The organism is Hyphomicrobium sp. (assembly GCF_035548195.1).
Lineage (GTDB): Bacteria > Pseudomonadota > Alphaproteobacteria > Rhizobiales > Hyphomicrobiaceae > Hyphomicrobium_B.
In genome coordinates this window covers 312,226-325,413 of record NZ_DASZTY010000025.1, presented here as the reverse complement: position 1 = coordinate 325,413, position 13,188 = coordinate 312,226, and the positions used below count along the sequence as shown (strand labels likewise).

The 13,188-nt window shown below is 60.6% G+C and carries 15 protein-coding genes; 5 read left to right on the top strand and 10 right to left on the bottom strand.

Features of this window, described 5'->3' with window-relative positions; genetic code table 11:
* Nucleotides 1-75: 75 nt before the first annotated feature.
* The 3 genes from ntrC to dusB are packed head-to-tail and all read right to left on the bottom strand — an operon-like array spanning nt 76 to nt 3,670.
* Nucleotides 76-1,521: a nitrogen regulation protein NR(I) gene (gene ntrC / locus VHB22_RS11135; RefSeq protein WP_325457035.1), complete on the bottom strand. Its 1,446-nt coding sequence runs from the start codon at nt 1,519-1,521 to the stop codon at nt 76-78.
* Nucleotides 1,521-2,687, bottom strand: a complete 1,167-nt coding sequence (locus VHB22_RS11130) for a two-component system sensor histidine kinase NtrB (protein WP_325457034.1) — start codon at nt 2,685-2,687, stop codon at nt 1,521-1,523. The genes ntrC and VHB22_RS11130 overlap by 1 nt, the downstream gene beginning before the upstream one ends.
* Nucleotides 2,684-3,670 (bottom strand): tRNA dihydrouridine synthase DusB, encoded by a 987-nt coding sequence (dusB, locus tag VHB22_RS11125; protein WP_325457033.1) that lies wholly within the window; start codon nt 3,668-3,670, stop codon nt 2,684-2,686. The genes VHB22_RS11130 and dusB overlap by 4 nt, the downstream gene beginning before the upstream one ends.
* Before the next feature lie 337 nt (nt 3,671-4,007).
* On the opposite strand from dusB, the gene VHB22_RS11120 reads away from it, so the two are divergent.
* The 5 genes from VHB22_RS11120 (at nt 4,008) to VHB22_RS11100 (ending at nt 8,061) form a co-directional block, all read left to right on the top strand.
* The gene (locus tag VHB22_RS11120; protein ID WP_325457153.1) at nt 4,008-5,201 is read left to right on the top strand and encodes a bifunctional 2-C-methyl-D-erythritol 4-phosphate cytidylyltransferase/2-C-methyl-D-erythritol 2,4-cyclodiphosphate synthase; all 1,194 of its coding nucleotides are present in this window, start codon (nt 4,008-4,010) and stop codon (nt 5,199-5,201) included.
* The gene (locus VHB22_RS11115) at nt 5,194-5,811 is read left to right on the top strand and encodes a cation transporter (RefSeq protein WP_325457032.1); all 618 of its coding nucleotides are present in this window, start codon (nt 5,194-5,196) and stop codon (nt 5,809-5,811) included. Before VHB22_RS11120 ends, VHB22_RS11115 begins: the two co-directional genes overlap by 8 nt.
* Nucleotides 5,812-6,079: 268 nt before the next feature.
* Entirely contained in the window at nt 6,080-6,622 is a 543-nt protein-coding gene (locus VHB22_RS11110) for a MarR family winged helix-turn-helix transcriptional regulator (RefSeq protein ID WP_325457031.1), read from the top strand.
* Nucleotides 6,623-6,724: 102 nt separating this feature from the next.
* Complete coding sequence (locus VHB22_RS11105) at nt 6,725-7,216, top strand: CinA family protein (RefSeq protein ID WP_414652733.1); 492 nt, start codon at nt 6,725-6,727, stop codon at nt 7,214-7,216.
* Complete coding sequence (locus tag VHB22_RS11100) at nt 7,213-8,061, top strand: pentapeptide repeat-containing protein (RefSeq protein ID WP_325457029.1); 849 nt, start codon at nt 7,213-7,215, stop codon at nt 8,059-8,061. Before VHB22_RS11105 ends, VHB22_RS11100 begins: the two co-directional genes overlap by 4 nt.
* A 40-nt stretch (nt 8,062-8,101) precedes the next feature.
* Here the strand turns inward: VHB22_RS11100 and VHB22_RS11095 are convergent, their stop codons facing one another.
* The 7 genes from VHB22_RS11095 to VHB22_RS11065 form a co-directional block, all read right to left on the bottom strand.
* Complete coding sequence (locus tag VHB22_RS11095; protein WP_325457028.1) at nt 8,102-8,563, bottom strand: type II toxin-antitoxin system RatA family toxin; 462 nt, start codon at nt 8,561-8,563, stop codon at nt 8,102-8,104.
* 155 nt (nt 8,564-8,718) lie between these two features.
* Entirely contained in the window at nt 8,719-8,973 is a 255-nt protein-coding gene (locus VHB22_RS11090) for a GlsB/YeaQ/YmgE family stress response membrane protein (RefSeq protein WP_325457027.1), read from the bottom strand.
* Between the two features lie 604 nt (nt 8,974-9,577).
* Nucleotides 9,578-9,988, bottom strand: coding sequence for a hypothetical protein (locus tag VHB22_RS11085; protein WP_325457026.1), 411 nt, complete (start codon nt 9,986-9,988; stop codon nt 9,578-9,580).
* A gap of 228 nt (nt 9,989-10,216) precedes the next feature.
* Nucleotides 10,217-10,546: a DUF5076 domain-containing protein gene (locus VHB22_RS11080; protein ID WP_325457025.1), complete on the bottom strand. Its 330-nt coding sequence runs from the start codon at nt 10,544-10,546 to the stop codon at nt 10,217-10,219.
* A gap of 140 nt (nt 10,547-10,686) precedes the next feature.
* Complete coding sequence (locus VHB22_RS11075) at nt 10,687-10,953, bottom strand: FtsB family cell division protein (protein ID WP_325457024.1); 267 nt, start codon at nt 10,951-10,953, stop codon at nt 10,687-10,689.
* Between the two features lie 257 nt (nt 10,954-11,210).
* The gene (locus tag VHB22_RS11070) at nt 11,211-11,624 is read right to left on the bottom strand and encodes a hypothetical protein (RefSeq protein WP_325457023.1); all 414 of its coding nucleotides are present in this window, start codon (nt 11,622-11,624) and stop codon (nt 11,211-11,213) included.
* Nucleotides 11,625-11,830: 206 nt separating this feature from the next.
* Nucleotides 11,831-13,126 carry a porin gene (locus VHB22_RS11065; protein ID WP_325457022.1) on the bottom strand — a complete coding sequence of 432 codons (1,296 nt, stop codon included), beginning with the start codon at nt 13,124-13,126 and terminating at the stop codon, nt 11,831-11,833.
* Nucleotides 13,127-13,188: the final 62 nt, after the last annotated feature.

The following is a 13,188-nucleotide window of genomic DNA, read 5'->3' as shown; positions in this document are numbered from 1 at the left end:
CAAGCGCTGAGCGCAAGTGGGGCGGGATTTCTTGATCTCGCTCCCTGGGGATAAGCTCGGATCGCCGGAGAAGCATCAGCTTTCGACGGTGCGAAACACCCGTATATTGAGGTCCCGAATGCGGGCGCGCAGCGTATTGCGATTGAGCCCAAGGAGTTCGGCAGCGCGGATCTGGTTGCCGCGCGTTGCTGCCAGCGCGGCGCTCAAAAGCGGCTTCTCCACGTCACGGATCACCCGATCATAGAGGCCGGGTGGGGGAAGATCGTTGCCGAATGACGAAAAATAACGCGACAAGTAGCGCTCGACCGACTCGCTAAGATCACCGCTGTCGGTTCCGCTGCCGACCGGCTGCGTCGCCGCCGAGCCGGCAAGCTCTTGCTCGACGATTTGCGACGTTAGCGTGTCCTGCGGATAGAGCGCGACGAGGCGCCGGACGACATTTTCGAGTTCGCGAATATTGCCGGGCCAGGGATGAGCCTTTAGGCGTTCGATGGCCGTGCTTTCGATGGACTTCTGCCCAAGTCCTTCACGCGCCGCCTGTCTCAGAAAGTGCCGCACGAGATCGCCGACGTCTTCCAGGCGTTCGCGCAGCGGCGGCAGGCGGATCGGCACGACATTCAAACGGTAGAACAGGTCTTCGCGGAACAAGCCCTGCTGGATTTGGGCTTTCAGATCGCGGTGCGTCGCAGCGATGATACGCACGTTGGTCTTGATCGGTGTGCGTCCCCCAACGGTTGTATATTCGCCCTGCTGCAAAACGCGCAGAAGCCGCGTCTGCGCTTCGAGCGGCATATCGCCGATCTCGTCGAGGAAAAGCGTGCCGCCTTCAGCCTGCTCGAAACGGCCGGGCGTGCGTGTCTGGGCGCCGGTGAAGGCGCCCTTTTCATGCCCAAACAGTTCACTCTCGATCAGCTCGCGCGGAATCGCAGCCATATTGATCGCGACGAACGGCCCGTGCCGGCGTTTGCCGTAATCGTGCAGCACGCGCGCGACGAGTTCCTTGCCGGTGCCGCTCTCGCCGTTGATCATCACGGTCAGATCGCTCTGCGTCAGGCGCGCGAGCACGCGATAGATGTCCTGCATCGGAAGCGAGCGCCCGATGAGCGGCAGCTCGTCGGACTCGCGCTCGCTGGTCGTTGTCTGCCGCTTGCGACCAGGTTCAGAAAGCGCGCGCGAGACGACCGTTATGACTTCGTTCAGATCGAACGGCTTCGGCAGATATTCGAATGCGCCCTTCTCCGTCGCCGTCAACGCCGTCATCAACGTGTTCTGCGCGCTCATGACGATGATCGGCAGATCGGGGCGCAGCTTCTTGATACGCGGAATGAGGTCGAAAGCGTTTTCGTCCGGCATGACGACGTCGGTGATGACGACATCGCCCTCGCCCTGACTGACCCAGCGCCAGAGCGTCGCTGCATTTCCCGTAGCGCGCGGCGCGAATCCGGCGCGCGCTAGAGCCTGATTGAGCACCGTGCGGATTGCGGTGTCGTCGTCGGCGATGAGAACGGTGCCTCTGGCCATCAACTCTCTCTCGTCGTTGGTGTAATGCCGAGCCGCGACCGCTGCATCGGCAGCAGGACGCGGAAGATTGTGCGCCGTGGCTCGCTTTCACATTCGATGATGCCACCATGATCGGCGATGATCTTGGCGACGAGCGCGAGGCCGAGGCCGCTGCCCGACGTCTTCGTCGTCACGAAGGGGTCAAAGAGGTGAGGCTTCAAATGTTCGGGAATGCCGCAGCCATTGTCTTCGATCTGGATCATCAACGGCAGGCTGACTCGCGTATCGGAGCCGGGCAGCGACAGCCGGACGCCCGGCCGAAAAGCGGTTTGCAGAACAATTCGGCCGCCGTCGTTGTTGGCGCCGATCGCCTCCGACGCGTTCTTCAAAAGATTGAGGAAGACCTGCACGAGCTTGTCGCGATTGCCGAGGACGCTTGGCAGCGATGGGTCGTAGTCCTCGACGTAACGAACGTCGCGGCCGAAGCCGTGCTCGGCAATTCGTCGTACGTGGTTCAGAACGTCGTGAATATTGACGGCATCCTTGGACAACGGGCGCTCGTCGCCAAACACCTCCATGCGATCGACCAATGTTCGGATGCGATCCGTCTCCGAACAGATGAGTTGCGTCAGCGCCCGGTCATCGTCGGACAGCGCGGGCTCCAGGAGCTGTGCCGCACCGCGAATGCCCGACAGCGGATTTTTGATTTCGTGCGCCAGCACGCCTGCCATTCCGGACACCGAACGAGCCGCCGCGCGGTGGGTCAACTGCCGCTCGATCATCTGCGCCATCGAGCGCTGCTGCAACATCAGGAACATATTACGCGGCTCTTCCGGCAGCGGGCCGCCGTACACGTCGACGAGCTTGGCTCCGGAAAAACGGGGCGTCGCAACTTCAATCCCGTATTCGTTGATCGTCGCTCCCGACGCCTGCACCTGCTCGACCAGGCCGAGCAGCGGACAGCCGAACGCGACGATGTCTGAGATGCGGCTACGCGTCAGCGCCGATGCGCTCATGGAGAAAAAGGATTCGGCCGCCGCGTTCGCGAAGACGATGCCCTCGTCGTCACTAATGACAAGGATCGGGTGCGGCAACGCGCTGAGTAAGTTCTCGCAATCGACCACGCGCGACGGCGGCGGAGCGGTTTCGAACTGCGATTTGCGTGCCGCTGTGCTTTTGCCACTCATGCCACTATAGGCTCCGCCCCGGAATAAAACGCTGAAAGACCGTGGAGCACACGCTGCGGATCGAGCATAGTGCAGAGACGCGCGCGCCATGCCTTGACAGTCGTTATGTCGGCGCCGCTCGATGCGAGATACCAGCCGATGTGCTTGCGGGAGTTCTTGAGACCCAGTTCGCTGCCGTAATGCAAAAGCATCGCTTCGACGTGTTCGATCGCTATATCGCGCTGCTCGGCGAGGCTCGGGTTGCCGGGATCGCACTTGGACGAAAGAGATTTGGCGATCCTGCCCGGCATCCACGGCGCGCCGTAAGCGCCGCGCCCGACCATCACCCCGTGCGCACCTGAAGCTTCGAGTGCCCGGCGCGCGTTCTCGGGTGAAAGAATGTCACCGTTCACCATCACCGGGAGCGACGTGGCCTCGACAACGGATCGGACACCCGCCCAATCGGCGGCACCATTGAAGAACTGACAGCGCGTGCGGCCGTGTACGGTGATGAGCTTGACGCCTTCAGCTTCAGCGCGGCGCGCAAGCTCTGATGCGTTCCGCGATTTGTCATCCCATCCGAGACGCATCTTAAGCGTCACGGGAATGCTGACTGCCTGAACGACCGCACGGATGAGAGCCTGCGCGTGATCGAGGTTGCGCATCAACGCAGAGCCCGAGAGCTTGCCGGTCACTTCTCGTGCGGGACATCCCATGTTGATGTCGATGATGTCGGCGCCTTTCGCTTCGGCAATACGTGCGCCCTCGGCCATCCAGCGTTCTTCACGTCCCGCGAGTTGCATAACAAAGGGTGTAAGATCTCTCCCCTCAGCACGGCGGAGGACATCGGCGCGCGACTTCACCAACTCCTCGCTGGCGATCATTTCAGAAACGACCAGACTGGCGCCCAGCCTATGTGCCAAACGCCGAAACGGCAGGTCGCTGACCCCTGACATCGGTGCCAACGCAACGGGAGGCGGTCCATTAACCGTGATGTTCAGCATTCGCCTTTGAGGAAATTAAAGATCGCATATTGCCCATATTTTAAGCATCACGAGACAGTGCTCTGACTTTGTGCAGACTAGGCTGTCATTAAAGATTGCGCAAGAGCCGCAGGTGCGTCAGCCGATTTGACGCGGGCTGATCATATTATCAGGTTCGAGCAAGGGGTTATGGAGATGAAGTGCAGCTAATGCCGACAATCGATTTTTCTTTTCTTCGACGATTGCGGACAGCGAAACCGCAACGGCATGCGGTCCCATATTGCGATTTTCCTGGCTTACAGGCAGGCATCGCGTGGAAAATGATAGACCCGGATTTGTTGTCGAAGGGGAAATCGCAGTGCGGATCGCCGCTTTAATCGTTGCAGCCGGACGAGGCACGCGTGCGGCGTCGGGCGGAGCGCCTAAACAATATGCACAGATTGGGGGCCGCCCAGTTCTCAGTCACACGGTCGAAGCATTCGCTCGGCATTCCGACATCAGCGATGTGAAAGTCGTAATCCATGCCGACGACCGCGATCTTTATGATGCCGCCGCTGCCGCCGCGGCCAACCCCGAGAAGCTAGCGACTCCCGCCATCGGCGGAGCGACACGCCAAGGCTCGGTGTTGAACGGCCTCGAAGCATTGGCCGCCTCGCCGCCCGATCTGGTGCTGATCCACGATGCCGCCCGCCCCTTTGTATCTGCGGCGACGATATCGGGCGTCATCGCCGCCTTGCGCGACCGACCGGCGGCACTGGCCGCGCTTGCCGTCTCCGACACCGTGAAGCGGGCATCGAGTAACGGTGTCGTATCGGAGACCATCCCGCGCGCGGGCCTCTGGCGCGCGCAGACTCCGCAGGGTTTTCATTTCGCGCCGATCCTGGCAGCGCATCGCAAAGCCGCAAGCGAGGGGCTCGACACCTTTACGGATGACGCGGCCATTGCCGAATGGGCGGGCCTCGACGTAGCTATCGTCGAAGACACGAGCGGCAATATCAAGCTCACGACCGCAGAGGATTTGCAATTGGCCGATCAGCAGATGAAGTCGCGGACTATCTTCGAGCCGCGGACCGGGACGGGCTTCGACGTCCATCGCTTCACTGAGGGCGATCATGTGTGGCTCGGCGGCGTGAAAATTCCGCATACGCACAAGCTCGAAGGCCACTCGGATGCCGACGTCGTGCTGCACGCACTGACGGACGCGCTGCTCGGTGCCATTGGCGACGGCGACATCGGCCAGCATTTCCCGCCGTCGGATCCCAAATGGAAAGGCGCAGCATCGCGTCTTTTTCTGGAAGATGCAGCGCGGAGGATCAACGAGCGCGAGGGACGTATTATCAACGTCGATATCACTGTGCTTGCCGAAGCCCCGCGGATCGGACCGCATAGGCCCGCGATGCAAGCATTGATCGGCGAAGTGCTCGGGCTCACCGCCGATCGTGTCGGAATCAAAGCGACGACGACCGAAGGCATGGGCTTCACCGGCCGCCGCGAAGGTATCGCTGCGATGGCAACCGCCAGCGTGCTTCTTCCGGGCGTGGCGCATGAGTGACGACGACGATACCTTTCCCGACATCGCTGAAAACCGGGGTCTTCGGCAGACGGTGCGTAACGTCGCGCTTCTGAACCTCGGCTATTTCGGCATCGAATTCGCCGTTGCGCTGGCGATCGGTTCGGTTGCGCTCTTTGCCGACAGCGTCGATTTTCTGGAGGACGGTGCGGTCAACCTGCTGATCCTTGCGGGCCTGGGCTGGACGGCGGCACGGCGCGCTAAGCTGGGCATGGTGCTGGCGGCTATCATTCTGCTCCCTGCCCTGGCGACGTTCTGGACGGCGTGGCAGAATTTCTCGACGGGCCTCGTGCCAGAGCCCGTGCCGCTGACGATCACCGGCGCGGGCGCATTCGTCGTCAATTTCGTCTGCGCACGGCTACTGGCACCCTATCGGACGACCGGCGGCAGCCTGACGCGCGCCGCTTTTCTTTCTGCGCGCAACGATGTCATCGCCAACGTTGCCATCGTCGCCGCAGGTTTGCTGACAGCCGCCACGGGATCGAAATGGCCCGACTTGGTCGTCGGGCTCGGCATCGCAGCGCTAAATGCAGGTGCGGCACATGAGGTCTACGAGGCGGCCATCGCGGAGCACGTTGCAGCTAAACCGTGACTGTCTGTCTCCGTCAAAAATGTCATCCTCGGGCTTGTCCCGAGGATCAGCTTCCATTCTCTCCGCTGACGACGCAGAAATCGTGCCCTGCTCCTCCGGAACCGCTGTCGGATAAAAGCCGGCTCGGAGACTGCATCGAGGCGATAAGGCTCGCTCAGATCAAAACAAAGGGCTCGTTCCCGCCTAAGGCGTGCCGCAGCGCATCATCACGATGCGCATTTGCAACGGCATTCATCGTTGACCCACCTGCCAGAATCGCGGCATCACAATGGCTAAGTGGTTGTATTGCCACGAAGCACACGAAAGCGCTCATACGGGAGCCGATATGAACATCATGCCCCACACGCTCGACCGACCACCCGCCGATGCCGCGATTAGCACCATCGCCGAGATGACGGCTGAGATGTGTCTCGCCACCCGTGTGCGTCAGCTTTCGCGCATCGTCACGCGCGTCTACGATGATGCCTTGCGCCCACTCGGCATCACGGCGAGCCAGTATACCTTGCTCGCTCAGCTGGCCTCGCGTGACGGCATCACGGCCGTCGAGATCGGACACGAGCTCGACATCGAGAAGTCGACACTTTCGCGCAACCTCAAGCGCTTGTTGGCGCTCGGCCATATCATCATGGATCCTCCGGCCGGAAGACGCGGCCGCGGCCTGCACCTTACGCCCAAAGGTCAGGTCGTTCTCAAGGATGCGTATCCGATATGGCAGGACGCCCAGAAGCGGACCGTCGGGGCCATGGGCTCCGACAGTCGCACCGTCCTTGACAGCCTACTCTCCCACGCCGAGGTCCTAGCCGCGGCCTGATCAGCTGGGCCGTTTGCACATTATCTTCTCTCTAGATAGCTTGCCGGAGAGTGCTTCAAACGAAGCACTCTCCGCTTTTGCATCTGGATCGTGGAGTTTTGCGTGTTTCCACCGGATATCCTGGGAATGGCCGAACGCCTCGTCGGGATACTGCGTGTGACGGGTCAGAAGATCACAACGGCGGAAAGCTGTACCGGCGGGCTTGTAGCGGGCGCGATCACGTCGATTGCCGGATCGTCCGACGTCTTCGAGGAAGGCTTTGTCACCTATTCCAATTTGGCCAAGACGCGCATGATTGGTGTCGCCGCCGGTCTTCTCGACGCACATGGCGCCGTCAGCGCAGAAGTCGCCCAGGCTATGGCGGACGGCGCGCTGAAATCGAGCGGGGCTGACCTCTCGGTTGCCATTACGGGAATTGCAGGGCCCGGTGGCGGCTCGCCGGAAAAGCCCGTCGGGCTCGTTTTCATCGGGCTTGTTTCCCGAAATGGCTCCAACGCCGTGCAGCGTTTCGAATTTGGCGATATAGGTCGGAACAGCGTTCGCATGGCGACGGTCCGCGAGGCGCTGAAGTGTCTTGAAGAGGCCATCGGATGATCGCTTCACGCCTGCAATTTCGAAGAGGGGCGTTCCTTGGCCTCGTGACGATCGCAGAAATTGCTCTTGCTGTTCTGCCCGCGCGCGCCGCCGACGTAACAGCGCGCGATGTCGCCAGCCTGCTCTTTAAGGCTGCTTCCGGAAGCCATCCGGCGCTCGTCGGCAAGAACCTGAGACGGCTGGATCTCGCCAACCTCGATTTCAAAGGGGCCGATCTCAGCAAGTCGGATTTCTTCGGGGCCGATTTATCGGGAAGCAATCTATCGGGCGCCAACCTCGAAGGTGCCAAGCTCGATCGCGTGACACTGGTTGGCGCGAACCTCAATGGCGCCAATCTTGATCACGCCAGCATGTTGCGGCCTTCGACATTCACCGGATTGGCGCCGGTCGTTGGGGAAGCACCGAGCCTTAAGGGTGCGTCTCTCAGGGGCACCAAATTTTTCGGCAGCTTCATGGGTTCGAACTTTGTCGGCGCCGATTTGACGGATTCCGTCTGTGCGCCGACGAATAAGACCGGCTTCATCGAATACATCTGGCGCACGGATTTCGAAGGCGCCAATTTAACCGGCGCGACGCTGACGCGCGCCGACATGATCCAAACGAAGTTGAGCTTCGCGGTGCTCAAGAACGCAATCATGCGCGGCACGTTTTTGCGCGAGGCCGATCTGTCGGGCGCAAATCTGACAGGCGCAGATTTGTCTGGAGCTGACCTCTCTGGTGCCGACCTGAGCAACGCGGATGTCACCGGCGCCAATCTCGACGGCGTGAAGCTCCACGGTGCCAAGGGGTTGGACTCGCTCAAGGGGCTCGCGCTCGCCCGCAACTTCGAAAAGATCATCCGCTAAGACCGAGTGTCATCCCGGCCAGACGTTTTGTGGCTTTGGCTTACGTCGTAGACCGGCCATAGACCTGAGCGGCCCGTTCCTCGAATGCGGTGGCGAAACGGCGGAAGGCTTGATCGAACATCGTCCCGACCAGCGCGGCTAGCAGCATTGAGCGAAATTCGTAGTCGATGAAAAAATCGATCGTCGATCCGCCGCCGGTGGCGTCGTCGCGGAACGTCCAATGGTTGACGAGACGCTTGAACGGACCATCCAGATAGCTGACGTCGATCCGGTTGTCGCCGGGCTTCGTGACGACCCGCGTGGTGAAGCTTTCGCTGATCGCCTTATAGCCAACGTTCATCTTCGCGACGATGTCTTCGCCGTCTCCCAACGGCCGGCGCGAGATCACAAACAGGCCGGTGCAGAGCGGTAAAAATTCCGGGTAGCGTTCGATATCGGCGACCAGCGCGAACATTTGCGTGGCCGAGAACGGAACATGTCTTTTGGTGCTGAACGATGGCATGGGCGATCGCGCCGTCTCCTGCGGCCCGGGATTGGGAACGGTGTCTCTCCGCGCCCGATACGAAGTCATCCGCCATAAAGCACATTTCGCGCGATGTGGATGAGGCTGAGCGGCGCAATGCCTAATGCGGCTCAGCGCATGCGTTGCCGTATCCTTCAGGCAATAAGGCGCGCCAGCAATACGATGATGATGGCGCCAATCGCGGCCGTTACGACCTGCGAAACGAAGGCGTTGCCGATACCGAGATTGATGCCGAGCGCCTTGAAGACATAGCCGCCGACGAATGCGCCGATGATGCCCGTAATCAGATAACGGATAAGACCGTCGCCGCCGACTACGAGAGAGGCCAGAAAGCCGGCAAGAATGCCGATAATCGCAAAGACGATAAGATCGCGGGTTTGCTCGTCCATGTCACAGGCTCCGAAAGTGTTGCAATCTCACGCACAGCGTAGGCACACACGATCGATCTCGGCGTCCGCCGCAAGCCTATATGTGGCAGCGGGCGCCCAGATACTGGTTGAGCAGCAAGTTGTAGCGGTCGACGTTGGCGCGTTGGGACGCCGAGAGATGACCACCACTGCTCGCCCGCTCGACCTGGGCCGGAACTCCCTTGGAATCGAGGCGGTTCAATTCGGCCCGAATGGAGTCGCACGTTTGCCCGCTCGGCAATGGCCTCGGACCGGGATCACGGTAGCCGCTCGGACCGCTTTCGCATCCCTGCAGTGACGTTGCTAAAGCGGCGAGCACGACAACCGCAACCAAACCCCGCATTCCACAATCCCATTGGCTTATAGCGAACGTGTCAAATGACGGCCCCCGCCGGAATAACCGTGCTGCATTGCAAAGGCCATAGGCGGCGATGCCTTTCCATCCCCTGATGGCCTTCGTGTGGCACGGATACAGCACTCAGGGCGAGGTTTGTGGAAAGGTCAGGCCCCGCCACGTTCGGTCTTCTATTACGCAGGCGGCAATCACGAAACCGAACCTTGGCGATGAGCGCCATTGCCACTGTCTCTATTGCGCAGCGCCACTGTTGGCTGGCTGAGCACTTGCCGTCTGATTTGCATTTGCAGCCGGTTGCGCCTGCGCGGTCGTAGCCGGTTGAGCCGGAGCGCCCGGCCCGCAGCGCGTCTGGAAATCGGCGTAGGCTTTGTTGAGTTCGGCCTGCTTCTGTAGCGCAGCGCGCTTTATCGACACTTTGGTGCTCTTGCCCTCGCCGGCTTTTTCCAAACGATCGATCGTACCATCGCTCTTGAGCGCATCGATCTGGCTTGCGAGCGAGGTGCACGCTGGATCGACCTTGGCGGCCGTCTTTTCGGGACCGAGTGCCTGTGTCGTAAGACCAAACTCGTTATTTGCGCAGCCGCACATCAAACCGGCTGCAAGGACGGCGATGCCGATCTTGCCCGTCGCGCCGTTAATCATCGTCCACCCCCCGGAAGCGTTGCTATCTGCAACGGAACGCGCACCCTTCCCAGCATTTGAAACGCGCGAAGCACCCCGGCAAGCGGCGCCCGAAGCCTGTCCCCAGTCTACACAGCTCGCCAAATCTCGATTTTGTGGACATCCGAGGAATTGATGCGCAAAGGCAACACCGAGCGCCTGCCGGCGTTAGCAAACACGGTGTCGGGGCAATCGGCCTCGCTGTGATGCTCAGTGCGTGATGCGGCGGCGTACTTTTCCGGAAAGCGAGGGCTCGTGGATCGGCAGCATCGCGTCAATGCCCTTGCGAATCTCGGCCAGCGATTCACTTTCGCTCATCTGCCCATTGAGGGCGCTGGCACGTGCGACGTGGTGGCCGATCTGCGCCAGCAGCCGACCCCAATCGCGCAGTTGATCGCCGAAGGCTTCACCATTCAGGGTCACCATCAACGAGCCGTCGGCGACCCATGCACGGATCATTTCGACGGCCTCGCGCGCCTCCGGCACACCGTCCGGAATTTCCAGTTCGAGGGGCCGTTCCGCCTCGTGTAAATCACTCATAACTACGGCCCTCCGGGACGCTAACATAAGATCAAAATGTATTTAATCGGCAGGCAACGGCGGCTGCAAGAAATTTGCGCATCGAGCGGCATTACGATTGAGAGAGACCGAAGAAAACGGGCGCCAGTCGCGGTTCCGGCTTATTGCACCGAGACGATCTTGTCGTCTTTGCGCACGTAGCCCAGAACGTCGCGTGCGATTTCCTCGATGAGATCGGCGTTCGGCACTTCAGGAGACAGAAGTGCAACGTCATGGCGCAGTTTCGTGCGCACCGTGTCGAGGCCCTTGATCTCGAAATCGAGAAGGGCCGACCGTTCAATCAGCTGATTGCGGGCTTCAAGTCCGTGGCGACCGTAGCGAGCGTGATAGACGAAATAGGCCGTCGACGCCAGGCAGGCAAGCAACACAAAAATCTGCCGTGACAATTGTCGGGGCCTATTTCGCCTATGATACGTAGGTGAACGCAGCACTGCGTCAGTCTCCGAGGGAGGAGATCTTGGAGAGAGCGAAGGTTTGCCCTGTCCGGCTTAAGAGCGGGTAAACCCGGCGGGTCAGCGGAGAAATTTTGCGAATGCCGCCGCTGCGTGCTGCAATCAACGTGAGCACAAGGCGCCGTGATCCCGCAGAACGCCGGAAACGAACCGGATGCTTGCGGAAGGGGAAATCAGAACCGGTGCTTGACGCTGCCGTGGATCATCAGGTCCTGCCGATCGGCGTCGTTGTTCTGCGGTTCGGAATCAGGAGCCGGCTTGTCCCCTTCGGCGGCGCCGTAGAGAAGCTCAAGACCAAAGTCCATTTTTGGAAGTGTGCCGAGTTTTCCGAGACCGGGAATACGGATTTCCGTCCCCTCGTCACTCTTCGGAGATGACTGTTCCTGCACCTCGGCCTTCGGCGTTTCGGGTCCGGGCGCGGGCACGGCCATGCGCTGCTCGTCAAGCGCAACCGCGCCGGTGCTCGCAGTGGAAGCCGCAGCCGCCAACACAGCAATCACCAGTCCCAACCGTCTCACACGGACCCCGCAATGCCTCGCAAGCACGCACATGACGTACTTGATGCGCGGTCGCTCGCAGAAGTTCAATGGCCTTTTCCGATGGTTAATCGACAGCGCGCCGTTTCTTCCTGGCGCTGTTGTACCACTGCCATGTTGCCAACGCGACACAGAACGTTTGCAGCCGCTTTTCGGCCGCCGCGCCGACATTCTGCCGCCCGAGCTGGTGAAGCGGACGGAAAAAAGGGCCGTCCCGGAGGACGACCCCTTCTTCTGTCGCAGACGGGGAGGCGCGATCAGAATTGGATGAGGGCGCCCATTTGGACGGCGTCGAAGGCATCGAGATCGGCGCTGACGTTATCAGCATTTGTGATGTCGCCTTCGCCGTGACGATAAACGACGTAGAGGTCCATCGCCGCCGGATCGAGGTGCTGGATGACGCCCGCTGCGGCGAAGTTCAGATCGGTCGCCTGGAGGTTCGCACCTCCGAAGCCCTGCGAGAGCTTACTGCCGCCTTCATCGTGACGGTACTCGCCGAAGATCGTCGTTTTGCCGAGCGAGATCCACTTCCGCTCAATACCGCCTTGGATGAACCACATAGTGCTGGTGTCTTCGGCGGTCGCGTCGAAGTTGCGGATGTTGTTGTCGGTATTCTGCGCGTAACCGCCATAGACATAAAGGCCCGTGGGAACGTGCATGATGGTGCCCGCCGCACCAAACATTTCGCAGTCCGTGCCTCCAATTTTCTTGTCGGCGCAGCCGATGTTCTCATCAGAGTTTTCGCCGTAGCCGACTTTGCCGAGGACCTGGAAGTCGCCCCACACGTTCTTATAGGTCAGCGCCAGACCCCAATCGTCGTCCTCGCCCCACGACGCCGCCAGAGAAAAGCCCGCAATCGTCGGCGAATCGTAACGTACGACGTTACGACGTCCGTCCTGACCGACCGTACCGTTATCGATGCCCTGCAGAATGTTGCCCCAGGTCAAGCCGTCGACAAAGCCTCCGTTGCTGCGGATACGAAAGCCATTCTGGGCAACGGCGGCCGCCTGCGCGTCGGAGAAGCTGCGCGTGTTGGCTCCATCGGCATCGTCGAGCACGTGGTAGAGTGCCGTGCCATCCTGACCGACCAAAACCCTGCCGAGTTTGTCGTTCTTGATGAACCAGCTGCTCTTGCGGACCACCAAGGAGTTGCTGCCGCTACCGTCGGGGTTATCCTGGCCCCACGTGTTCGAGCTGCCGCCGTTGACACCGATTTCGATGGTGTAACCAGCCGACCAATCCGGCGCGATCCTTGCCTCGCCGACGAAGCGGAATCGGCTTTGTTCAAGCTTGTTGGTGCCGACGTAGACGTTGCTCTCGGAGCCATCGTCCCAGTACATGGCCTCTTCGTTGACCCAGCCCGAGATCGTCAGCGAGACCTTGCGGTTTCCTTTTCGTGCGGTCGTTGCTTCGAGTTCGGCGACGCGTTCTTCAAGATCGCTGCAGCAATCGCCGCCAAGATCGGCGGCCGAGGCCGACGTGACGCTCATGGATAGACCCAACACCGCCAACAAAGCCAGCGGGCTACTAGACAGTTTGAATACCGATTTCATCGGTGCCCCTCTTTTTTACAGACCCCAACCAGAACGGCGCCCGAATTTCCCCTGAAGCGCCG

What these genes read in the sequence shown, in the direction of transcription:
- VHB22_RS11090 (WP_325457027.1), bottom strand. Translation starts at nt 8,973, where the DNA reads ATGGACGAGCAAACCCGCGATCTTATCGTCTTTGCGATTATCGGCATT.
- VHB22_RS11065 (WP_325457022.1), bottom strand. Translation starts at nt 13,126, where the DNA reads ATGAAATCGGTATTCAAACTGTCTAGTAGCCCGCTGGCTTTGTTGGCG.
- dusB (WP_325457033.1), bottom strand. Translation starts at nt 3,670, where the DNA reads ATGCTGAACATCACGGTTAATGGACCGCCTCCCGTTGCGTTGGCACCG.
- VHB22_RS11115 (WP_325457032.1), top strand. Translation starts at nt 5,194, where the DNA reads ATGAGTGACGACGACGATACCTTTCCCGACATCGCTGAAAACCGGGGT.
- VHB22_RS11095 (WP_325457028.1), bottom strand. Translation starts at nt 8,563, where the DNA reads ATGCCATCGTTCAGCACCAAAAGACATGTTCCGTTCTCGGCCACGCAA.
- VHB22_RS11100 (WP_325457029.1), top strand. Translation starts at nt 7,213, where the DNA reads ATGATCGCTTCACGCCTGCAATTTCGAAGAGGGGCGTTCCTTGGCCTC.
- ntrC (WP_325457035.1), bottom strand. Translation starts at nt 1,521, where the DNA reads ATGGCCAGAGGCACCGTTCTCATCGCCGACGACGACACCGCAATCCGC.
- VHB22_RS11130 (WP_325457034.1), bottom strand. Translation starts at nt 2,687, where the DNA reads ATGAGTGGCAAAAGCACAGCGGCACGCAAATCGCAGTTCGAAACCGCT.
- VHB22_RS11110 (WP_325457031.1), top strand. Translation starts at nt 6,080, where the DNA reads ATGGCTAAGTGGTTGTATTGCCACGAAGCACACGAAAGCGCTCATACG.
- VHB22_RS11080 (WP_325457025.1), bottom strand. Translation starts at nt 10,546, where the DNA reads ATGAGTGATTTACACGAGGCGGAACGGCCCCTCGAACTGGAAATTCCG.
- VHB22_RS11085 (WP_325457026.1), bottom strand. Translation starts at nt 9,988, where the DNA reads ATGATTAACGGCGCGACGGGCAAGATCGGCATCGCCGTCCTTGCAGCC.